The following is a 22,501-nucleotide window of genomic DNA, read 5'->3' as shown; positions in this document are numbered from 1 at the left end:
GCTGGGCGCGTTTTTTTACCGCATGTTGCACCGTTTCTCCGCTTTCCTGCTCGGCACTGCTGCCGTAGCCGCCGGCTTTGTATTGCCCGCCTGTAACTCCGAAAAAGCTTCGGCCACCGAAAATGCTTCGCCTACGGCCGAAGCCATGTCGGGCACTGCCGCTACGGCCGCCGCCGAGCAGGCCGCTGCCGTAACTACCTCGGCTACTGCCCCGGCGCCCGACCCCAGCACCATTCCGGCTTCGGCCACGAGCAATGCCGCCGCCATTCTGGCCCGGCCGCAGGTACCCATTTTGTGCTACCACCAAATCCGAAACTGGACGGCCAAAGACTCGAAAGGTGCGAAGGATTACATTGTACCGGTAGACGCGTTCAAAAAGCAGATTCAGATGCTGGCCGACTCGGGCTACCACACCATTCTGCCCGATCAGCTGTACGCCTACCTCACCACCGGTGCGCCCTTGCCCAGCAAGCCCGTGATGCTCACCTTCGACGATACCGACCTCGACCAGTTCACGGTGGCCAAGCCGGTAATGGATAAGTACGGCTACAAGGGGGTGTTTTTCGTGATGACCGTGAGCCTCGGCCGTCCGCGCTACATGAGCAAAGCCCAGGTGAAGCAACTGTCGGATGAAGGCCACGTCATCGGCTCGCACACCTGGGACCACCACAACGTGAAGAAGTACCAAGGCGAGGACTGGGTAACGCAAATTGAGAAGCCCACCAAAACCCTGCAAGAAATTACGGGCAAGGAAATAAAGTACTTCGCGTACCCCTTTGGTTTGTGGAACCCCGAGGCCATTCCGCAGCTTAAGCAGCGTGGCATGGTAGCCGCCTTCGTACTCGCCGAAAAGCGCGACCAGCAGGACCCGCTCTTTACCATCCGTCGGATTATTGCCAGCGGCTACTGGAGCGCCCGTACCCTGCACAACAGCATGGTGCAAAGCTTCTAGTCAGCCTCGGCTACTAATTTCAGCAACCCGCTGCTGCCCGCTACTTTCCAGCGGATAGCAGCGGGTTGTTTTGTGCCAGCAGCGGAGAGGCACGCTTGGGGTCGGCTTTAAACATAACCGCCTTTACTTCGGGGTAGAGCTGAATAAGTTCCTGCGTGCGAGCTTCTGGCGTTTGTCCTTCCTTGGGTGAAGTAAGCACCAGTACCGGCCGGTGGTGGAAGGCGGTGTGCATGGCCACTTGCCGCCGAAATGCTGGATAGGAGGCAGTGGGACGGTTGCCACGTCCCTGCGGGTTGTCGTCGATGGCCAGCCAGTCGACGTAAGCCAGGCCCGGAAAGTAGGAAGGAATGGAATCGGTGGCCGGAGGCGTCCACACCCACACCGTTCGTTCTATTCCGGCTTGCCGTACGCCCTCCACCAGTTTGCGCCACGTATCCCGGTACTCGCGGGCCGACGTGGCCTGAATGAGCGGGCGCAACAGAATGGGACGACTGACGCGGGCACCTTTCCGGGCCCGTTTGATCCAGGATGTATCGTGCATTGCCCCGTTGGGTACTACCCAGCTAAGTACCGGAACCTGGCCGCGCTGAAGCGGGTCCATCAGCTCTGCTTGTGCTACCCGTGGAAAAGGTCCTTCGGGGAAATTAAGGCCCACCAAGCCGGTAGCGGTGGGATAATCGGTACTGGGCAGAGAAACGGGCGCACTTGTAAGCAGCGCGTGCGACGCCCGGGGCCGTCGCAGTTCGGAGCCCGTGTGAACCTGGGCGTCGCCGGTTAGTAGCCAGAGGTCATTGATATACTGCTGTTTCTGCGCCTTCCATTCGTCGAGCTTCCATTGACTGGCTCCGCTTACACTCACTAGTACAAAGGCCAGCGGTATAGCTACGCGGGGCAGCTTCAGCAGCAGCCCTTCGTGGGCCCAGGAATGCAGGCGTTGGAGAGTTTGCGCAATGGGCTGTATTACGGTGCGGTGGTGCAGCTTTTCGCGCAGGCGGTTTAGCAGGGCTTGTTGGCCCATTAGCACCACGGCCAGCATAATGGCCGCGTTAATCAGGGCCAAGCCGGCCAGAACCCAGCCATACGCGTCGTGCATAAGGAGCAGCCCATGCACCGCCAGCGCCAATGAAGCCACCAGCAGCGCTAAATTGGGTAAACTGATGAGCCACTCGTTCCGGGCTTCACCTTCTTTGGGTGTGGGAATGTAAGGGACCTTCACGTTGAGCAAGGTGTACACGAAGCCCAGCGTATAAATCCACCATGTGCCCACACGCAACAGGCCGCCGGCCAAGTGCAGGCCGGCCTCGTGAGGCTCCCGTAACCAGCGCTGGGCTGTTAACCGAATAAGCAAGCCTACACCCATCAGCGGCAGCATATGGGCCGCAAAATCGGGGAGGGATACGTGCCACGGAAACTTGCTTAACCACAAGCTGGCCAGGGGCACGAATAAATCGATGAGGGCCACAACCCCCAATAGAAAGTATAGCGGCAGCGTGAAGTAGTGAATCTTCTGCTGCCAGCTGAACCGACTGAACAAAGCCGGGTACACCCGGAAAAGCAAATCGAAAGCCCCGCGCGCCCATTTCAGCTGTTGCGCGTAATAAGCGCCCAGTGAAGCCGGAACCAGCCCGCGGCTGAGCACCTCGGGCACGTAAACGGACTTCCAACCGGCCGCGTGCAGCCGCATGGCCGTGTGCATGTCTTCGGTAAGTCCGGCCGCGTGTCCTCCAATAGAATCGAGCGCGGCCCGCCGGAACGTGCAGTTTGCCCCAATGGCCTGTGCGGTTCCGTAGGTGTTCATGCCCATCATGAGCGGGCCGTAGAAATGATACGTTTGTTCGGCAGCACCACGCGCAACCAGGCTTTCGTGCTGGTTGCCGTAGGCCTGGACCACCTGTACAAAGCCGATCTGCGGGTTTTCGAAGTACGGCATCACGCGGTCCAGAAAGTCAGGACTAGGCTCGTGGTCGGGGTCGAGCACTACGCAACACTCCCCGGTTGCCTGCCGCAAGGCGTTATTAATGTTGCCCGCTTTGGCGTTAACCTTTACCGTGCGGGTAACGTGCACCACACCCAGTCGCTCGCACACAGCGCGCAGGTAAGGGTCGTTGCCTTCGTCGCAGAGGTAACTGGTATGCGGGTATCGAATGCGCTGCATGGCTTCCAGGGTGCGCACGATCATGGCGTGCGGTTCGCCGGGGCAAGCGGTTGTAAGTACATCCACGGTTAGCGGTGCATGTGGTCCAGCTGGTCGCATGGGTTCACGCACGTTCACGTAGTGGTACCACTCGTGGGCCATGCGTAGGAGCTTAAATCCTACTGAAACTGCCAGAAGCCAGAAGAGCGGGGCATACCCAATGTGGCTGGCATCGGCAAACCAATAGACGAACTGGGCCATGCACACAATGCCTAATACCACCAGGAGCCGCATTTGCCAGCTACCCTGGGCCAAGGCGTAGCCGACCGATGCGTTAGGTCTAGTCGAAGTCGAAGTGGAGGACAAAGGCATATAATCCTTGCTGCAGGTGCCGGAGAAGGGAGTAAAAGCTGCTGCTGAGATAGAAAGCAGGAGGAGTGCGCTAGGGCTAAATTATTATAATAATGTACTTAAACAATAAAAAATATTATTTATTTTGTTGAAGTCTCACGAGTGTGTAGCATTTTAGCCGTGCGCTTTGCCTCGTGTCCCCACCTTGCTTTACCGAACCTATCTGCATGCTGGCACCCCTTTTTTTCTGCGTCCGATTAGCCGCGGGTATTTTACTGGGAGCGTGGGCGCTTACCGGCTGTCAGCCTGCCGATTCGAAGCCGGCGCAACTGCCCCCACCACCGCCCGGGGTAATTCCTGTGCAAATGGCGAGCTACCAAGGGCATGCCCAACTGCTGCGGGCTGGTAAACCATACTTCATTAAGGGAGCAGCGGGCTTGCAATACTTTCAGGCCATACGCGAAGCGGGCGGGAATTCTGTACGGCTCTGGAGTACCGATTATGCCGATACCTTGCTGGATGCTGCGCACCAGCAAAACCTATCGGTACTGCTGGGCATATGGCTGGCCCGCGAACGGGAAGGCTTCGATTACTACGACGAGGCGGCCGTGCAACGCCAGAAAGAGTACGTACGCCAGCAAGTACTGCGGTACCGGCACCACCCCGCGCTGCTCATGTGGGGTCTGGGCAACGAGCTGGATATGGAAGCCACCAACCCCAAGGTGTATGCAGCCGTGAACGACATGGCCCGCATGATTCACGAGCTGGACCCATATCACCCGGTAACCACTACGCTATCGGGGCAGCTGAACATGATTCGGAATATTTCGGCTTGGTGTCCCGATGTGGACGTGCTGTCGGTAAATGCCTTCGGTAGCCTGAAAACACTGCCCGCCGACTTAAAGAAGAAGGGATGGGACCGACCCTATATTGTAACCGAATACGGTGGGAAGGGCTACTGGGAGTCGCAAACAACTTCATGGAACGCTCCCTTAGAGCAAAACAGCACGCAAAAAGCCAATTTCCTGCGCGAGCGGTATGAACAAGCCGTGTTAGCCGATAGCAGCCGGTGCCTGGGGTCGTACGCCTTTTATTGGGGGCAGAAATTTGAATTCACCGATTCGTGGTTCAGCCTGTTTACGCCAACCGGCGAAAAAACGGCCGTCGTGGATATGATCCAGGAATTGTGGTCGGGGCGTAAGCCTGCCAATGCGGCCCCGCTGGTGACGGGGCTACGCGTAGGCGGCAAACGGGATTCCGAAAACCTGATTCTACGCCCCGGCATCCGCTGCTCCGCCCGTATAGCCGCTTCCGATCCTGAGCATGACCCCCTACAAGCCCACTGGGAAGTGCGGCCCGACACCGAGTTAGGTTTAGCATTTGAAGTGCGCAGCACCCGCCCCGAGGAAGTGCCTGGCGCCGTAGCCAATGCATCGGGCTTGCAAGCCGATTTAGTTGCGCCAGCCAAGCCCGGCCGTTACCGCATCAGCGTTACCGTTACCGACGGCCACGGCAGCGCGGCCACAGCAAATATGCCTTTCATGGTTCAGCCGTAACACGATCAGAAAAAGGCCAGGCCCGAAGCCGCAATTAGCAACTCCAGGCCTGGCCTTTTACTGATGACGAAAACCTTTATTCTGTTGCCAGTCCTCCGGCTTTCAGCGCGGGAAAGCCTCCGGCGTTCATCACATTTTTAAACCCGTTTTGCTGCATAAGCGCCGCTGCTTTACCCGAGCGGTTTCCGCTGGCGCAATACACAACATAGGTAGCGTTAGGGTCGAGTTTAGCAACCTGGTCGGTAAAATCGGTGGAGAGGAAGTTCAGGTTACGGGCCCCGCGCACATGGCCCGTGGCAAACTCGTCGGGGGTGCGCACGTCCAGCAGTACCACGTTGGGCTTGGCCAGCACCCGTTGTACCTGTTGCGCGTCGAGGGTTTGCGCTTGTGCGCAGCCCGATGCTGTACTGCCAACTAGCAGTAGTACAGAGAATAAGAAGAGTATGCGGTTTTTCATAGCGGGGGAGTGAAGCGTCGTTAAGGTAACAACAGCACTACCCAATTATGTGCCCCTCTAATATTAAATTTTCTTAAAGCCCCCCGTCCGATACCATGGCTAGTAAATCGGTTTCGCCAATGATGGGCACCTTCATGGCAAGGGCCTTTTCGCGCTTGGCAGGACCCATTTTCTCGCCAGCCACCAGGTAGCTCAGTTTCTTGCTGATGGAGCCGGTAACTTTGCCGCCGTTCAGGGCAATTAATTGCTCTAGCTCTTCCCGGCTATGTTGTTCGAAAACGCCCGACAAAACAAAGGTGAGGCCGTTTAGCCGGTCGCTGTGGGGTTGCGGGGCTTCGCCGGTTAGCTCCAGTTGCACGCCGGCGGCTTTCAGGCGCTCCACCAGCTCGCGGTTAGCGGGGTCCTGGGCCCAGGCAGCTACGCTTTCGGCAATAACGCCGCCTACTTCGGGCACGGCCGCCAGCTCTTCGGCCGACGCGGCCAGTATCAGATCGATGTTGCGGTAGTGCGCGGCCAGCTTTTCGGCCACGGTTTCGCCTACGTAACGGATGCCGAGGCCGAACAGCACCTGATCGAAAGGAACCTGCTTGCTGGCTTCGAGGCCGGCAACCATCCGCTGTACCGATTTCTCGCCCATCCGGTCCAGCTTAATAAGCTCGTCGCGGCGTTGGGGCAGCTCGTACAAGTCGGCGGGCGTGCGCACCATCCCTAGGTCGAAGAACCGGCCTACCGTTTCGGCGCCCAAGCCGTCGATGTCCAAAGCCTTGCGCGACACGTAGTGCTCCAGCTTGCTTTTCAGCTGGGGCGCGCAGCCGCGTTCGTTCGGGCAGCGGTAATGGGCTTCGCCCTCGGGCCGAATGAGCGGAGTGCCGCAGGCCGGGCAGGTGGTGGGGTACACCACGGGCTGCGAATCGGCGGGGCGGGCAAGCAAATCGACGCCGGTGATTTTGGGAATGATTTCGCCGCCCTTCTCCACAAACACCATGTCGCCGAGGCGCAAATCGAGGGCGGCAATCTGGTTGGCATTGTGCACCGAGGCGCGTTTAACCACGGTGCCGGCCAGCGGCACCGGATCAAGCAGGGCCACGGGGGTAACAGCGCCGGTGCGGCCCACTTGGTAGATGATTTCGTTCAGGCGGGTGCGGCCGGCCTCGGCGGGGTACTTGTAAGCAATGGCCCAGCGGGGACTTTTGGCGGTGTAGCCTAACTGCTCCTGCTGACGAAAATCGTTGACCTTGATTACGATGCCGTCGGTGGCCACCGGCAGGTCGAAGCGCTTTTTATCCCACTCGTGAATGTAGGCCAACACTTCTTCGATGGTGCTGGCTTTGCGCCAAGTATCCGATACGGGCAAACCCCAGCGTTTCAAGGATTCTAAAGCCGCGCTGTGCGAGGGAAAGTCGCGGCGGGAGCTGAGGAAGCTGTAGGCGTAAAAGCGCAGCCGGCGGGCCGCCACGGTAGCGGAATCCTGCAGTTTGAGGGTTCCGCTGGCCGCGTTGCGCGGGTTGGCCAGCAGCGGCTCTCCGTTCTGCTCGCGCTCGGCGTTCAGGTCGTTAAACACGTTCAGCGGCATAAATACCTCGCCGCGCACCTCAAAATCATTGGGCTGGTTGGCGTCGGCGCGCAGGTGCAGCGGCAGGGTTTTAATGGTGCGTACGTTGCTAGTCACCACGTCGCCGCGGGTACCGTCGCCGCGGGTTACGCCCTGGGTCAGCTGGCCGTTTTCGTAGCGCAGGCTCATGGCCACGCCATCGAACTTTAGTTCGCACACGTATTCGAAAGAGGCTCCTTCAAGGCCGCGCTGCACCCGCTCGTCGAATTCGCGCAGGTCGGCTTCGGAATACGTGTTGGCGAGGCTAAGCATGGGGAAGCGGTGCTCGGCCGTGGGAAACTGCTTGGTAATGGTGCCGCCCACGCGCTGGGTGGGGGAGTTGGGCTGGGCGTACTCGGGGTACTGCTTTTCCAGGTCCTGCAGCTCGTGCAGCATGCGGTCGAACTCCTGGTCGGGCACCTCCGACACATCGTTCTGGTAATACTGGTAATTGAGGTAGTGCAGGCGCTCGGTGAGGGCGCGGATTTTATCCTGGATGGAGAACAGATCGGTCATGCGGGAAGGAACAAGGGCCGGAGCTGGTCAAAAATAAGAAGGCCGCCCCGGTTAAGAGCGGCCTTCGGCAAATGAAAACGAGCCAGCGGGGCTTAGTTCTTAATCAGCACGCCGTTGGCTTCGAAGTTTACCTGCTCCTCAGGCTTGGTAATGGCGGCAATTTCCTTTTCCGATTTGCCGGCGTCGGTAGCGTAGTGCTGCAGGTCTTCCACGGCTACTTCTTCGCGGTGCACCCACCCATCGATAACGGCGGTTTTACCCTTGATGTCTTTGGGCACGAAAAAGGCGTAATCCTTAAATTTTACGCGCATTTCTTTTCCCTCAGCGGTGGTCATTTTCATCCAGCAGCCGCGGGCCTGGCATACGTCGGTGATGGTACCCACCAGCTTTACCTGCGCGGAGTCCTGCTTGCCTAATACAGTGGGGAGCACAGAAAGCGGCTGCGCGCCCTCTTCGGTTACAGCAGCGCCGTACGTTTGGCCGGTGGCCGCCGCAGTTTGCTTGGTGGCGGTAGCATTTTCGGTTGATGACTGCGACTGGCAGGAGGCCAGCGCAAGGGCCAGCACGAGGTAAAAGCTTTTCATGGCGAAGTTTGGGACAAAGGACTGACCCAAAGGTAGAAAAAGCCGCGCTTACTGCACCGAGCTATGGCGCGCAAGCACAATTGCCCGCTCGAGCTTGCCGTTGTCGGAGCGGAATTCTGTGCGCACGATGCCCACGTGGGGGGCGTAATAATCGATAACGCGCAGGGTAGAGCGGCGCACGAGGTCGGGTTTAAGCTGGGTGGCGTATTCGTATTTCGACTCTACTTTATAGGCCTGAAATACACCGGCGGGCGTGGTTACCGCCTCCCGGCCGTTGAGCTGACGCTGGCTAACGGTGGTGGTTACGCGGGCAATATCCACACTGGGGCTGCGGACTTCCACCGTAAGCTGGCCGTTGGGCAAGGAGCCAGTTTCGGGGCGGTTAGGCCAGGCTAAGGCAGTAGGAACGTAGCTGAAACGCCGGTCGCGGAAGGAGCGCAGCATATCGGGCGCCAGTAGCAGGCGGCCGTCGGTCAGCACGCTGTCGTTGCGGCAGCTGAACACGAATTCGTCGTTGCTGAGCAGTTTGTTGTCGGCGTCGTAAAGGCTGCTTTTCAACAGCACATCGGTACGGGCCGGCTCTTTTTTCTCGGCAGCATGCGCTGTTATGCTCGCCACTTTCAGGATTTGGGTGCCCGTTATTTTGTCGTCGTTATCGGTGAGCTGATAGGTAAGTTCGGTATTGTCGTACAGCCCAAAGGGGTGGCGGCAATCCGCAGCTACTACGGCGGCAGCCTCAGTGGTTGCAGCGGAGGCGGAAGCAACGGGCGTTTCAACGGGCTTGGTGGACGTGTCGGGGCGGGTGCAGGCCACGCCACAGAGAAGCGCCAGCAGGGCGGCTGTCGGGCGGAGGAAAGCGGTTGTCATAAGCAGAAAGCAGGTGAATCAGTCCCCGTACAAAACGGGAACTACCCCGCATACGTAACCTGAACCGTTGCGGTCGGGTTTAGGGAGAGGCGTGGGCACCGGCCCAGGTTGCCGCTGGCTTTGCCCATCTGCGCCCTAGTTCCTTTCTTGCAGCCCGTATTCCACTTTCTCCTTTCGCATGGCCGATTCCGCACAACCTTCCGCAAACTGGGCCGATATGGCCGCCTCGCTGCTTTCTAAGCTTTCGGGCGGCGTGGAGCTGGCCTGCACCTTCGAGCAAATGGAGCTGCAAATGCCTAACCTGCAGAACCCGGGCGCGGCACCCGCCACCTGGCGCCTGAACGGCTCCTTGCGTATTCGGACCCGTGGCGAAAATCCGCCCGCCGCACCGGCCGCTAACAACCCCGCCATCGGTGGTTAGTGGACTTGACATTGAAGCCCGCCTGGTAATTACCTGGAACGGCCATGACCTGCAGTTGGCTGGCTCGGGCACGTACCTGATTCTCAATATTCCCAGCGCACAGGTACTCGACGAGCTAACCGGCGCTAACAACAAGCGCCCGGGACCCAAGCCGCCCAAACCAGCTAACGCCCCCGATCCAATGCAGCAGCTTAACGAGCTGGCGCTGCGCCTGGGTTTGGTCATTGATTTGCGCGTGGCCGGAAAAACCTGGGTGACGTTCGGCGCCGGCCGCGGACCCAAGATTACGTTGAATGCCGTGCTAGGGAAAATCGGCTCGTTTTTTCGCTCATAGCGAGGCTGGAAGTGCGCAAAAAAAGCCCTGGCCCTCCGCTGGGTTTTTGCGTATCTTGGTTCAAGGCCGTGCCCGCTCCACCATCGGAACCTTTTGCGTCTCCATTGGTCTTAGTCATGCGGTTCAAGCCGCCTCTAAGCCATGAATTCGGACAAGGAACGTAAAGACAAAGTGGGTGCGGGGCGGCCAACCCCGGCTTTTAGCCGCATCGAGAAGGTGCAGCCGCTGGCTATGCTGCTCTATATTGGCATGGCGGGTATTGGGGTGCTGTTTGCAGTGCTTATTGTGCTCTACATCCAAACCCGAACCAACAACGGGTCGGTGGGCAGTGTGCATCCGTTGCCGCGCTGGTTTTCACTAAGCACGGTGGTGCTGCTCATCAGCAGCTACACGTTGGCGCAGGCCCCGCGACTGTATCGGGAAGACGATATCAGAGGCGTGGCGCGCTGCCTGGGTGCTACGCTGTTGCTGGGGAGTATTTTTTCCGGCCTGCAAATGCTGGGTTGGCGCGAGCTGGTCAATCAGGGCATCTTCTTTACCGGTGAACCCTCGGGAACGTACGTGTACCTGATTTCTGCCCTTCACATCGTTCACTTGCTGGGCGGTATGCTGTTTGTGCTGGTGCTCCTGTTGCGCAGCCTGCACGCGTCCCGCGACGGTGTGCGCAGCCTGGTGTTCATCCGGAACCCTTACCGCAGGCTGCAGCTGCGGTTGCTTGGCACCTACTGGCATTTTATAGATGCCTTGTGGGTGGCCATGTTCATGCTCTTTCTCTTTTTGTTTTAGAAAAGCAGTTTTAAACAAGCGCGGCCCGGCATGCTTAGCATGCCGGGCCGCGCTTGTTTTTACGAAGAGTGCCGAGGACCTACGGAGCCACGGTTACCGTGCCTTTGAAAGTCCGGCCATCGGTAAATTTGACCAAGTAGTAATACACGCCGGTTACTACGCCAGCACCATCCCAACGGAAATTGCGGTCGGTGGAGCGGTACACCTTACTGCCCCAGCGGTTGAAAATTGTAATGTCAGCAAAGCGCTGCGTGCAGAAGTCGGGGGGAAGAGTGGTTAGCTGAAACGCCTCGTTTCGGCCGTCCTTGTTCGGCGTGAAGATGTTTGGAGGCAGGAATTCCGGCGCTTCGGGCCGAATGATTTCGAAGCGGACCGTGCGGAAACGGGGAACCGGGCGACAGGTAACATCGCGCAATTCAAACGTGAGGTTGCGCACAAACGCGTTGGCCCCCACTTCCAGTTGTTTTCCCTCCACGGCTCCGCAATCGGCTACCCATTCAAACACCGCATTGGTTTCTCCCGCGCGGTTGTCGGCCACCCGGAAACTCATGCCGGTTGCTGCCAGCGGCACGCCGTCATCTACCACGGCCCAGGTCATGCCGTCAAGGTCGCCGTCGAGACCTTTTAGTTGAGCCACGTACCGGTCGCCCAGCCGCATCTTTACAACGGCCGTATCGGCGGGGAAGCTGGACGTTAGCGCAGGGGCTTGGTTTTGGTAATCAACCCGAACGGGTATCACCACGGGCAAACTGGTTTGGCGTAACTGACAAGGGTTAGCGGCGGCCCGGATTTCGAACTCGTAGAGTTGCCGGTCCACCGCCCGGCAATCAACCTGCCACGTTAGCCGCGCCGTTATGCGGCCGTTAGCATTGGTAAGCGTAACCAGCTGCGCCCCCACGGCGGCCGGCGAGAATCCTCTTCCGGTTAGCTCCAGCGTCATGGCGTCGTTGTCCACGTCTAGGCCCAGCACATCCTGTTGCACCAGCGTGCCCACGCGGGCGGCAATGGGGAACTGCGTAGGAGGGGCAATCAGCGAAACTTGGGGCAAGGAATTAGGCGGCGCTTCGGCGGTAAATGCCACCCGAACGGTGTCGCGGCGCGGCAGGCTGCAGCCGTTGTCGGCCACGATTACATCAAGCAAGTACACCCGGCCCTGCGTGCTGAAGCACTCGGGAAAGCATAGCGTAGAGGTAATGGTATCGGGCTGGCCGGGCATGCGCACGCCACCGCTTCGCACCGAAGGCGTGGGCAGCTGCGCCGTAAAATTCACAGGCCGCAGCTCCATTTGTAGCTGCGAGGCGGGGTCGGGGTCGGTGAAGCGCAGGCGCAGGCAGCGGTCCTGCCCCGAGCGAATGCGCATGGTGTCGCGGCCCGGCACGTACGCGGCCCGGCCCGGGCCGGGCGGTACCACCACCATTTCGGGCGTACGGTTGGTGGGGCAGTTAATAACCAGCAGCTGAAAGTCGCGCCGCACCTCGCCAATTTTGATGCCCCGGCGAAATTCCGAGCACTTCACGCCAAACACAAACAAACCCAGGCGCGTGGGGCGTACCGTGAGTCTACCGCTTCGGCCATCTACGCTTAAGGTAGGAGCGCCGGGCATTTGAGCCGACTGACTGAGGCCCGCGTTCCAGGTAATAAGGGAGTAGGGCTGCGCCGAAGGCTGGCTGGGGCGCGGGTCCAGGGAGTTGGCATTGCCATTCAGCGGCGTGCTCATTTCGTACGCCAGCGAATCACCGTCGGAGTCGGTACCGCCAAAGTCGAAGTAGAAAAGCTCGTTCAGGCAGGCGTAGTCGCTGAGCGGCGGGAAAATACGCGGCGACGAATCCCGGAAAGCTTGGTTATTGCGTACTACGGCCGGAAACTCCAGATAGTACACCTGGCCGGCGTTGCCGGGCCCCACAATGTTGCTGATGCTGTTGTTGCGGCAGCAGCGCTCCACCGCCACGTAGTACCCACGAGGGTTGTTGTAAACGTTGGCGGGCAGTTCCAGTGCTGCCGTGTACACCAGCTGCCGGGTGCTCAGCGAACCAATGGTACAGGCAATATTGGTGTAGGGGACAAAGGTGTTCTGCGTGAGCGGCAGGGTAATGTTGCGAATGCGCCGGTTGGTGCCCTGCTCAAAAATACCGGCGGTGGCATCGGGGTCCAGCGCGCCAACGTTGCCGTTTATCGCGTCGAAATACAAGGTCAGCGTCAGGCGGTACAAGTCGCCGGTTTGGTATTGCATGCCCAACTCACCGCCCACGATGTGGGTGGCGCGGGCCGGCAATGCAAAAAGCAGCGCCAGGGCTGCAAACACGTAGAAATGGAGGCGCATAGTAAGGTAGGTTTCGGGCCGAGAGTCGCGCGGACCGCGTAAAAGTAGCAGGGCCGGCTTACTTCCAAGTTACAACGAATCCGACTCCTTTCGTTGTGCTGGAACACCGTTGCGCCTCAAGCGGTTTGTGAAAGACCTACCGTACATTGGCCTGCGTTTGGGGCGTTGCGCTGCGGCGTTTGTCCTCTCTGGTTTTCTTATTCTCCACTTTACCGCAGTTTACATGCGTTTTCTACTCTTTGCTGTGGCCGGCATGCTGGGCTTAAGTGCTTCCTCGGTGCTGGCACAAGATGTTCCACAACGGCCCGTGTACCAATCGGCAGCGGCCGAGTGCGCCGCCGCGCACCAGCGTAGCTCCCTGCGTCAGCCGGTACACTCGGTGCGGCACCGCCAAAAGATGGAGCGCTACGACGTGAAGTATTACAAGCTCGACATCAGCCTGACGAACACGTCGCTGCAAATGGGCGGCTCGGTGCGCATGCGTGCCCGCAATACCTCCGGCCAGCCACTCGATTCGGTGGCTTTCGAGCTGTATTCTACTTACACCATCGACTCGGTGGTGGTGGACGGACGGCGCAGTTCCGGCTGGCGCCGCGCCAACGGCGACGTATCGGCCAGAATACCGCAGCCCGTAGCGGCCAACGCCCTGTTCGATGCCACCGTGTATTACCGGGGCACGGCGCCCAGCGGCAACTCGGCCGCCATTGGTAACGGACTCGATAACGGAACCAGCTCCACCTACGGCACCCAGGTTACCTGGAGCCTGAGCGAGCCCTTTTCGGCCTACGAGTGGTTTCCCTGCAAGCAGGTGCTTACCGATAAAATCGACTCGGTAGATGTGTGGGCGACTACCAATCTACCTAATAAAGTGGGCTCGAACGGGCTTTTACAGCGCACGGTAAACCTGCCTAACAACCGGGTGCGCTACGAGTGGAAGTCACGCTACCCCATGGCCTACTACCTCATTTCGGTGGCCTGTGCGCCCTACATTGATTACAACACGCCCGCCACGCTGCCCGATGGCCGGGTAGTGCCGGTGCTGCACTACATCTACAACAACCAGGTGCTGGTCGATCAAAAGTCGCTGATTGACCAAACGCCGGCCATGATGGTGAACTTCTCGACCCTGGTTTCACCCTACCCGTTTGCCAACGAGAAGTACGGCCATTCCATGGGCCCCATTGGCGGCGGCATGGAGCACCAAACCATGACCACCCAGCAAAACTTCGGCTTTACCCTTACCGCCCACGAGCTGTTTCACCAGTGGTTTGGCAACAACGTAACCTGCGGAAAATGGCAGGACATTTGGCTGAACGAGAGCTTTGCCACCTACGGCGAGTACCTCTCGCTGAATGCCCTGAGCACCCCAGCCAACGCCCGCCAGTGGCTCGACAGCCAGCATAGCTTCGTAACCTCGAGCCCTGGCGGCAGCGTGCGCGTGCCCGATGCCGACTCGACTGACGTGGGGCGTATTTTCTCCTCGCGCCTGAGCTACGCCAAGGGTTCCACGGTGGTTCACATGCTGCGCTACCTGCTGAACGACGACGTGAAATTCTTTCGCGCCTTGCGCACCTACCAGAACACGTACGCCGGTCGCACGGCCACCACGCCCGACATGATTCGCGTTTTTGAGCAGGAAGCCGGCCAGTCGCTCGGGTATTTCTTTAACCAGTGGATTTACGGCGAAGGCTACCCTGTTTTCAGCGTACGGTGGAACCAGCAGGGCACCAGTGTATTTCTGCGGTCCACGGAAACCAGCACGTCGTCGGTAACGCCGTTTTTTAATACCGAGCTCGATTTTCTAATCCGCTTTTCCTCGGGGCAAAGCCAGGTGGTGCGTCGGCGTCAGGCCCAAGCCGTTACCGAGTTCGGCGTGCAGATTCCAGCCGGGCAAACCGTTACCGGCATTGAACTCGATCCGAACCAGTGGATACTGAATGGCGTGGGCACCATTCAGCGCGACAACTCGCTGGTGCTAGCCACCGCGGCTGCTCAGCGGGCCGAGCGGGTAGAGGTATTCCCCAATCCCTGCCACGATGTTCTCCGGCTGAGTGCCCTGCCTGCCCGCGCAACGGTAGCCGAGGTTTCGGATGCCACTGGCCGCGTGGTGCTGCGGCAACCGGTTAACGCCACGGCGCCCCAAGTAAATGTGCTGCACCTGCGCGCCGGTCTCTACCACTTGCGCCTACTCGCCGACGGCCAGGCCGTGAAGTTTGCGCGTTTCGTGAAGAACTAATCGGCACCACCCAGTAAGCAGAAGCGCCCCCGCCAACTCTTGGCGGGGGCGCTTCTGCTTACTGGGTGGTGGGCGGCTATTATCTACTCATTTACGTTAAAAACGGCTTCCATCAGCTCTTCGAACGTAAAGGCCTCGCAAAACATGCCATCGTCGATGGCATTGGCCGCTACCCTGATAAACCCGGGCAAGTTATTAATGCTAACCAGGTCCACGGCTATTGTGCCAAAGCGTTGCTGGCAGCGCCCGGTTTCGGGGCAACTGGTGGGCAACGGCTTCAAAAAGTGCTTGGCAATGGTTTCGGTGTACCGCTCGTGTTGACGTGTGCGCACATCGGAGCACGCGGCGTGGTAACCTAATTCCAGCACCCGGTCGCGGATCAGGTGAAACAAATGGCGAAAATTGTCGGGGCCAATGCTGGGGTCGTAAAGCAGGATGGCGCCACGTTGACCGCAGGCGTGCAGGAGCTGGGCACGTAAGCCGCCGGCCCCGGTGGGTAACCCGGCCTTGGCGTAGTGATACGCTTTAAAGTAGGGTCCCAGCCAGTTCAGATAAGTCCGCTTCTCAACCCACTGGGTGTACGCACCCAGCTCGGCGGGCGTGCGCTGCAAGGGCAGCCACGCTTCGTTGGGCTTTTTTCCGCCCCAAAGCTGTTTAAAAAGGTGCACCACGTTATAAGCTCACAGATCGGGTCAAAAACACCCATCGGCGGAAATAGTTTATCCGCGAACGGGCAAAGATGCCTTTTAGATGCTTGCTCTGCCTCGCTGGACTAACGGACGCGCTTCCATACGTGCGCTCTGCCCACGAAGGCAAAGCCAATATAACCCTTAACCTCGAGCAGATCAGGGGACAACTGGCGCACGTAACACGAGTAGGTGCGGCCGTTTTCGGGGTCGTAAATGGCGCCATTGTCCCAGCGTTTCTCGGCGGCATTGTACTGCAAATGTTGCAATACCACCAAGCCCAGCCACGGCTGCGAGCGGCGGCGGGGGTCGGGGTTGTGGAGGTCCTGTCGGGGTTTGCCGTTGGCATCGGTCGGCTGGCTCAGCTGCACAATGCGGCCGCATAATTCCCCGCCGCAGTGGTAAAACTCTACCTGCGTTTCGCCGCGGGCATCGGCCCACACCCCCAACGGAGCCGGGTTTGGCGTTTGCCAACCCGGCCTATGCGGCAGTGCGAGTTGCCCAAGAAAGGCAAGTATCAGAAGCAGATTCACGGGCATTAACAGTAACAAGGGAATTCGGACGGAGCAAAAGGTACAAAAAAGAAGGCGCCCGCTCCGTATCGGGAGCGGGCGCCGGAAAACCAGCTAACCGAACCGCTTATTTAACGCGGGTCCAGTTTTGCGAACGGCCGATGAGGGAAAAACCGATGTAGCCTTTCACTTCCATGCTGTTCGCGTTGTTCATTTTCATGTAGCAGGAGTAGGTCTTACCGCTTTCGGGGTCGTAGATTTTGCCATCGTCCCATTTGTTTTCACCGTCGTACTCGAAGCCTTCCATGAACACGAGGCCTAAACGCGGCCGGCTGCGCATCTTGGGGTTGGGGTTTTGGCTATCGGTTTTGGGTTTGCCCGTTGCCGGGTCGTTGGGTACCGTCAGCGAGATAATCTTGCCGCACAGCTTGTTGCCACACTTGTAAATCTCGAAAGTGGCTTTCTTCTCGCTGTTGGTCCATATGCCCAGCGGAGAAAGGGTTTGAGCCGAAGCATAGCCGGCCACGCCTAGAAGCATTACCAGGCACAGAAAAAGTTTTTTCATGATGAAGTTGGGGGAGGGAGGATTTATTGGGAAAAGATACAAAATCGTCCTGATGACGCACTTGCACTACGGTGGGAGTTTGCAAGTAGTGTACCAAGCTTAAAGTATACTGATACGTAGTGGGGCTGGGCTAAAAATAAATGCTCTGAATTTCAGGCTGCTGGCCCTTTAGGTGGCTTTTTCACTAAAATTATGGGGGCTTTATTTTGAACCAATCGTATGAGATATAACTTTAGAGACCGTAGCGAGGGCTACAGCTCCGGCCAGCGGACCTAAGTTGCTGGTAGCGCCCCCGGAGTTATGTTTCACCAATTAGAAAGGAGGTACAAAATGTCTGATAGTCCCAAATCCATCCTGCCAAGCCTGAGTAATGTCGTTCGCTTCACCGCCGAACGCGCGTAACATCTCAAGTGTCGTGGGGGAGCGTATGTTTCCCTGCATTACGGCAGGTCTGAGCTAAGATGGCCGCACCGGTGTCCCCGGTGGCCGGTCGCTTGGTAAGATGGCCCCAGGATTAGAAACCCGGCTACCTGTGAAGGCAGCCGGGTTTCGCTTTTTATACCCGAGCCCCTACTCACCTAGTCTTGGCGTGCGGCTTTGCTTGACCGGCCTTGACGAACGAGGTGCTGGCGCAGCTCGGCAAAAACCGATCGGGCAGTACGGTCCAGCAGTTGGGCATCTCGCAGAGTGGGCGTTCCAAGCTTGGGAGCAGCTGTTTTGCTGGTGACCGGAACTGGTTTTGAGCCGGGTAGCCAAGCGGTGTACATTGTTTCGACGGGTGTACTGACAGGTATAAGCGAAGGCTCAACCGCTTGCTTCCCGCGGGTCAAGAGCGTGTACTCGGCCATACGGCGCTCCATTTCCCTTTTCATGGTTGTGGTACGCTGGTGCAAATCGGTAATGGTAAGGTAACACACACCAGGCTCGGTGCGCAAACGCAACACAAAATGCAGATAGCGAACCGGCGTGGTTGCCTCTGCATTGGCGGCAGGGCTCACTCCGGCCACGTACCCGATTTCCTCGCCAGGTTGCACCAGCATTACGGTGCTTAGCATCAGATACTCATTTAGAGCGGCCTTTTCCCGGGGGCGAAGTACTTGAGCCGAGTCGGGAAGGCCACGCCGATAATCGGCGAATATGAAGTTCTTGGCGTAGGTGTCGTAGACTGAGTTGCGCAGATTTTCGGCGGTAGCGCCGGGCACCCACACCGTGTCGTAGTAGGTAACGCGCCCGGTATGCGGTGCTACCGGTAACACAAAACGTTGGGGCTTGGCAGAAGGCCGGTTTGATTGGGCCTGCGCCGCCCATGTTCCCAATCCGAAAAACAAGCAAATAACAAAGACGTGCTTCACTAGCAAAAAGTATGCTTTAACACTGGTACGAATGCCGTAAACCGAGTAATAAACTAAAGCACCCGGCGCACGCCCAGAAAGCGACGTTCGTAGTCGGTACCGTCTACCTGGCTAATCTTCACGCCCGGGTCGCGGCGCGACGACGACGAATGCACAAAACGAAGCGGTTGGCCGGGCTCCGAAATAACAATGCCCGCATGCCCAGGAGTAGAACTACCTTGGGCGGTGCCCGTGAAAATGATTAAGTCGCCTTTGCGGGCTTGCGGACGCGGAACGGCCGTGCCCGTGGTATACTGCATAGCCGACGAGTGCGGCAATGCCACGCCAAACTCGCTGTACACGTAAGTCAAAAAACCGGAGCAGTCAAATCCGCCCTCGGGCGTGGTGCCGGCATAGCAGTAGGCTTTGCCTAGCTGGCGCAGCGCATAGCGCACTACACTGTCGGCGCGGGTAACGGAGCTACCCGAGGTGGCCGCACGGTATACCACGGCCCGCACGGGAGGTAAGTCGCCGCTGGCGGGCACCGGGGCCGCAGGGCGAAGGTTTTGCCAGGCCAGCAGGCCCAGCAGTGAAGCAGCAAAAATTCCAAACATCAGCCATACGTAGCGCATAATCGTGCCAGACGAGGAGGTGTGGAGCTCGATCAGGCCTTTTTCTAACGCAACAAGCCCGGTTGGCGTTTCCACGGGGCCGAACAAGGCCATTTCGGAATTACTTTGCAGCCTTGCCGGCGGGCCGCCGTCGGTAGCTCGTTTTTCGCCCTTTTGTTTTCACTCACCGTTTCTTACATGCTTTCTACTCCTTTTCGGCAGCTAGGCGCTACCGCGGCGCTGGTGCTGCTGAGCGGCGCGCCCTTGCTGGCTGCGCCCACGCTGCGTTACGTGCTGTCGATGCCGGCACCGCAAACCCATTACTTTGAAGTTGAAATGCAGCTCAGCGGCTTTTCGGGCCGCAGCACCGACGTGAAAATGCCGGTGTGGGCTCCGGGTTCCTATCTGATCCGTGAGTTTGCCAAAAACGTGGAGGGCTTTGCGGCCAGCACGGGCGGCGGTCAGGCTCTGCAAGTCGAAAAAATCAACAAAAACACCTGGCGTATTGCGCACCCCGGCCAGAAAAACGTGACGGTGCGCTACCGCGTGTACGCCAACGAGTTGAGCGTGCGCACGAGCTTTATCGATGCCTCGCACGGTTACCTGAACGGCACCAGCGTATTCATGTACCCGGAAGGTCAGCAGAAGCTGCCGAGCACGGTAGAGGTACGCCCGGCCGATGGCTGGAAAGAGGTGTCGACGAGTCTAAAGCCGGTTGGGGCCGGGCCGTCGTTCACGTTTCAGTCGAGCAATTACGACGAGCTGGCCGATTCGCCCATCGAAATCGGGAACCACCGCGTGCTGACTTTCGACGTGAAGGGCACCCCGCACCGCATTGCCATGTACGGCCCGGGCAACTACAACCCCGAGCGCGTTACCGCCGATTTTAAGCGCATTTGCGAGACTTCGCAAGAAGTGGTGGGGCAAAACCCGCTCGATCGGTACCTGTTCATCGTGCACAACCTGGAACGTGGGGGCGGCGGCTTGGAGCACTTGTACTCCACCACACTGCAGGTGTCGCGCAATGCTTACAACACAGAGGCTGGCTACCTTGGCCTGCTCGGCCTGGCGGCGCACGAGTACTTCCACCTGTGGAATGTTAAGCGCATCCGGCCCATTGCCCTCGGCCCGTTCGATTACGACCGGGAGAATTACACGAACATGCTGTGGCTGAGCGAGGGTGGCACGGAGTACTTCTCGAACCAGATTGTGCAGCGCGCCGGCTTCATCAAGCCCGAAAAGTACCTGGAAGACCTTACTACCGGCATTAATCGCGTGGAGAATACGCCCGGCAACCGCGTGCAGTCGGCCGCCGATGCCAGCTTCGACGCCTGGATCAAGCAGTACCGGCCCAACGAAAACTCGAACAACACCGCCATCAGCTACTACGACAAAGGCGAGGTAATTGGGGCCGTACTCGATCTGATGATTGTAAATGCCACGGCCGGGCAAAAGAGCTACGACGACGTGATGCGCCTGCTCTACGATCAGTACTACAAAAAGCTGAACCGCGGCTTTACCGACGCCGAATTTCAGGATGCCGTAGCCAAAGTGGCCGGCCGTCGGTTCGATGATTTCTTCAAACGCTCGGTTTACGGCACTGCCCGTCTCGATTACGAAGGGGCACTGGGCTACGCGGGCCTGAGGCTGGTAAACACCCTTGCTCAGCCCGAAGCCTCACTGGGGGCAACTATTTCCATTGCCAGCGGCAAACCTACCGTGACCGGCGTGGTGCGCGACGGCAGCGCCTGGCAGGGCGGCCTGAACGTGGGCGACGAAGTGCTGGCCCTCGACGGCATGCGCGCCACCGACGACTTGAGCCGCAGCCTGGCCGGGCGCGCCGTGGGTAGCACCGTGCGCATGCTGGTAGCCCGCGACGGGCAGCTGCGCGAGCTAACAATTCCGCTGCTGGCCAGCCAGGCCGTGCGCTACCGCATGGAGCCCGTAGAAAACGCCACGCCCGCCCAGCTTGCGGTGCGCAAAAAATGGCTTCAGCTGAAGGGATAAGCCGTAAAGTCTCGGCGCTTCTTTTCTCCGCTTGCATAAAAAAGCCGCTGGAATATCTCCAGCGGCTTTTTTTGTGTTTCTAAACGAATTGGCTATTGCACTACGTTAGCACCCACGGCTCGGGCCAGGTTTACGCGCCCGTAGCCGAAGGAGGGGCTGCGGTTGGTGGCATTAGAGCTGGCCGAAATGAGGCGTTGCCTGATTTGGTCGCGGGTTTCGGTGGGGTATAGCGCCCACACCACGGCGGCCATGCCACCCATGGTGGCCGTGGCTACCGACGAGCCTCCCACGGTGCTGGGGGCGTCGCCGCTCATGGCCAGCGACAGGGGCCGCAGGTTGTTGCTGGACTTCTGCATGACCACCGTAAACTCTACATCGGAGCCCACGTGGCATTCGTCGCAGCGGGAAGTGAGGTTGTCTTTCACGCCGGTTACAGCAATGGCCTCAGGCAAGCTGGCCGGGTAAATAACGCCTACCCATCCGGCGGTCCAGTCGAAGGAAGTGCCGGCGGCGCAGAAAATGAGCTTGCCCCGCTGGTGCGCGTACCGGATGGCGTCCGTCATTTGCGACGACGATGTTACCCGGCCCATGCTCATGCTAATGATGCGAATATCGGAGCGGTTCCCAGCCAGGGTAAAGGCATCCGATACACCTTTTACCTCGCGGCTCTCGTCAAGAAATACGTCGGCGGCGGCGCGCACGGTTACCAGGTTTGCATTATATGCAACGCCTACCGAGGCGCCGTCGGTGCCGCGCGGGGCCGCTGCTACGCCAGCCATGCTGGTGCCGTGGCCGCAGCCGTCGTTGGGCGTTTCCACGTCGCCGTAGGGAATGCCGAAAATGGTGTTCCGGGGCATAGTGACCAGCCGCTCGATGGTGCGACCCGAGCTCAGGCCCTGGTTAAAGGCCGAGCCCAGGTTTTCCTGCGCACTGGAGGAGCCCGAGTCGATGATCATCAGCTTCATGCCCCGCCCCGTGCTTTGCGTCCAGGCCGAACGGATGCCGTGGTACACATCGGCCTGGTTCCACGACGATTTGCTGCCGTTGCTGAGCACCGTAAAATCGGAGCCGGCTATTAGGTTGGGGGTGGCAGAGTTGCTGCCGCAGCCGCTGCTGCTTAGGGTGCGGTTGGCGGTGCCGGGGTGGTAGGGCTCGTAGCCCATGGGCTCGGCGTAGCGCACCAGCGGCGAGCTGCGCAAGCGCTGCACGGTGCTCAGCTGTTGCACGCGTACGCTCAGTACGGGCAGTATTTCGTCCTGAAACACCACCAGTTGCTCCATGGTGAGGGCCGGGTTGCCTTTGCGTTCTTCGGCCAGCACCATTTCCAGCACCTGCTGCCGTACCCGGCGGAACGCTTCGTCGTCGGCGGCACGAGCCGGCAGCTGGTCGGTAGCACCGGGCGTGCCGCAGCGGTTACCGGCAGGGGCGTAGCCAATGCTCAGCACGTTGTCGGAGCGTTCCAGGGCGCTCCACACCACGTGGTCGGAGGCGCCTTGCCATTCGTAGGAGCCGGTTTGCCGCACGCGGGCCCAGATTTGCTCATCGAGCTGACCGGTACTTAAAGCTTCGCCGCTCAGGGCCGGATCGGGCTTGGCCAGCTCATCGTCGGACGCGCGCTGACAGGAACTGGCAACTGCTAATGCAGCGGCCAGCCACAGGGTAGTTTTTTGCATAGAGATTTTGG

19 protein-coding genes are annotated in these 22,501 nt (G+C 59.1%); 7 read left to right on the top strand and 12 right to left on the bottom strand.

Annotated features, from left to right (window positions below; all coding sequences use genetic code 11):
* Positions 1-22 precede the first annotated feature (22 nt).
* Positions 23-952 carry a polysaccharide deacetylase family protein gene (locus ABD903_RS16070; protein ID WP_345225952.1) on the top strand — a complete coding sequence of 310 codons (930 nt, stop codon included), beginning with the start codon at positions 23-25 and terminating at the stop codon, positions 950-952.
* 40 nt (positions 953-992) lie between these two features.
* On the opposite strand, the gene ABD903_RS16065 is transcribed toward ABD903_RS16070, so the two are convergent.
* A complete protein-coding gene (locus tag ABD903_RS16065; RefSeq protein WP_345225951.1) occupies positions 993-3,458 on the bottom strand; it encodes a glycosyltransferase in 2,466 nt (821 codons plus the stop codon).
* A 206-nt stretch (positions 3,459-3,664) separates the two neighbouring features.
* Between ABD903_RS16065 and ABD903_RS16060 the strand changes: the two genes are divergently transcribed.
* On the top strand, positions 3,665-4,993 hold the full coding sequence (locus ABD903_RS16060; RefSeq protein WP_345225950.1) for a glycoside hydrolase family 2 TIM barrel-domain containing protein: 1,329 nt from the start codon (positions 3,665-3,667) through the stop codon (positions 4,991-4,993).
* Positions 4,994-5,069: 76 nt separating this feature from the next.
* Here the strand turns inward: ABD903_RS16060 and ABD903_RS16055 are convergent, their stop codons facing one another.
* The 4 genes from ABD903_RS16055 to ABD903_RS16040 form a co-directional block, all read right to left on the bottom strand.
* Entirely contained in the window at positions 5,070-5,450 is a 381-nt protein-coding gene (locus ABD903_RS16055) for a rhodanese-like domain-containing protein (protein WP_345225948.1), read from the bottom strand.
* Between the two features lie 73 nt (positions 5,451-5,523).
* Positions 5,524-7,557: an NAD-dependent DNA ligase LigA gene (ligA, locus tag ABD903_RS16050; protein WP_345225946.1), complete on the bottom strand. Its 2,034-nt coding sequence runs from the start codon at positions 7,555-7,557 to the stop codon at positions 5,524-5,526.
* Between the two features lie 92 nt (positions 7,558-7,649).
* Positions 7,650-8,141 (bottom strand): DUF4920 domain-containing protein, encoded by a 492-nt coding sequence (locus ABD903_RS16045; RefSeq protein ID WP_345225944.1) that lies wholly within the window; start codon positions 8,139-8,141, stop codon positions 7,650-7,652.
* Between the two features lie 48 nt (positions 8,142-8,189).
* Positions 8,190-9,008 carry a TapB family protein gene (locus ABD903_RS16040; RefSeq protein WP_345225942.1) on the bottom strand — a complete coding sequence of 273 codons (819 nt, stop codon included), beginning with the start codon at positions 9,006-9,008 and terminating at the stop codon, positions 8,190-8,192.
* A gap of 178 nt (positions 9,009-9,186) precedes the next feature.
* On the opposite strand from ABD903_RS16040, the gene ABD903_RS16035 reads away from it, so the two are divergent.
* The 3 genes from ABD903_RS16035 to ABD903_RS16025 all read left to right on the top strand — a co-directional run bounded on the left by ABD903_RS16035 (position 9,187) and on the right by ABD903_RS16025 (position 10,549).
* Complete coding sequence (locus ABD903_RS16035; protein WP_345225941.1) at positions 9,187-9,429, top strand: hypothetical protein; 243 nt, start codon at positions 9,187-9,189, stop codon at positions 9,427-9,429.
* The gene (locus tag ABD903_RS16030) at positions 9,422-9,763 is read left to right on the top strand and encodes a hypothetical protein (protein WP_345225939.1); all 342 of its coding nucleotides are present in this window, start codon (positions 9,422-9,424) and stop codon (positions 9,761-9,763) included. Before ABD903_RS16035 ends, ABD903_RS16030 begins: the two co-directional genes overlap by 8 nt.
* A 141-nt stretch (positions 9,764-9,904) precedes the next feature.
* Positions 9,905-10,549 carry a cytochrome c oxidase subunit 3 gene (locus ABD903_RS16025; protein WP_345225937.1) on the top strand — a complete coding sequence of 215 codons (645 nt, stop codon included), beginning with the start codon at positions 9,905-9,907 and terminating at the stop codon, positions 10,547-10,549.
* Positions 10,550-10,628: 79 nt separating this feature from the next.
* Here the strand turns inward: ABD903_RS16025 and ABD903_RS16020 are convergent, their stop codons facing one another.
* A complete protein-coding gene (locus ABD903_RS16020) occupies positions 10,629-12,869 on the bottom strand; it encodes a T9SS type B sorting domain-containing protein (RefSeq protein ID WP_345225935.1) in 2,241 nt (746 codons plus the stop codon).
* A 223-nt stretch (positions 12,870-13,092) separates the two neighbouring features.
* Between ABD903_RS16020 and ABD903_RS16015 the strand changes: the two genes are divergently transcribed.
* Positions 13,093-15,105: a M1 family aminopeptidase gene (locus ABD903_RS16015; protein ID WP_345225934.1), complete on the top strand. Its 2,013-nt coding sequence runs from the start codon at positions 13,093-13,095 to the stop codon at positions 15,103-15,105.
* An 83-nt stretch (positions 15,106-15,188) separates the two neighbouring features.
* Here ABD903_RS16015 and ABD903_RS16010 read toward each other — a convergent pair whose 3' ends face one another.
* The 5 genes from ABD903_RS16010 to ABD903_RS15990 form a co-directional block, all read right to left on the bottom strand.
* Positions 15,189-15,776: a hypothetical protein gene (locus ABD903_RS16010; RefSeq protein WP_345225932.1), complete on the bottom strand. Its 588-nt coding sequence runs from the start codon at positions 15,774-15,776 to the stop codon at positions 15,189-15,191.
* A gap of 101 nt (positions 15,777-15,877) precedes the next feature.
* A complete protein-coding gene (locus ABD903_RS16005; protein ID WP_345225931.1) occupies positions 15,878-16,324 on the bottom strand; it encodes a DUF2147 domain-containing protein in 447 nt (148 codons plus the stop codon).
* A gap of 106 nt (positions 16,325-16,430) precedes the next feature.
* Complete coding sequence (locus ABD903_RS16000; RefSeq protein ID WP_345225929.1) at positions 16,431-16,868, bottom strand: DUF2147 domain-containing protein; 438 nt, start codon at positions 16,866-16,868, stop codon at positions 16,431-16,433.
* 578 nt (positions 16,869-17,446) lie between these two features.
* Entirely contained in the window at positions 17,447-18,124 is a 678-nt protein-coding gene (locus ABD903_RS15995; protein WP_345225927.1) for a hypothetical protein, read from the bottom strand.
* 149 nt (positions 18,125-18,273) lie between these two features.
* Positions 18,274-18,906 (bottom strand): C40 family peptidase, encoded by a 633-nt coding sequence (locus ABD903_RS15990; RefSeq protein WP_345225925.1) that lies wholly within the window; start codon positions 18,904-18,906, stop codon positions 18,274-18,276.
* Positions 18,907-19,008: 102 nt separating this feature from the next.
* On the opposite strand from ABD903_RS15990, the gene ABD903_RS15985 reads away from it, so the two are divergent.
* On the top strand, positions 19,009-20,817 hold the full coding sequence (locus tag ABD903_RS15985; RefSeq protein WP_345225923.1) for a M61 family metallopeptidase: 1,809 nt from the start codon (positions 19,009-19,011) through the stop codon (positions 20,815-20,817).
* A gap of 92 nt (positions 20,818-20,909) precedes the next feature.
* On the opposite strand, the gene ABD903_RS15980 is transcribed toward ABD903_RS15985, so the two are convergent.
* Positions 20,910-22,490, bottom strand: coding sequence for a S8/S53 family peptidase (locus tag ABD903_RS15980; RefSeq protein WP_345225921.1), 1,581 nt, complete (start codon positions 22,488-22,490; stop codon positions 20,910-20,912).
* Positions 22,491-22,501: the final 11 nt, after the last annotated feature.

Origin of the sequence: Hymenobacter koreensis (genome assembly GCF_039541855.1) — a bacterium.
Classification (GTDB): Bacteria; Bacteroidota; Bacteroidia; order Cytophagales; family Hymenobacteraceae; genus Solirubrum; species Solirubrum koreensis.
This window is presented reverse-complemented; position numbering and strand designations above follow the sequence as displayed.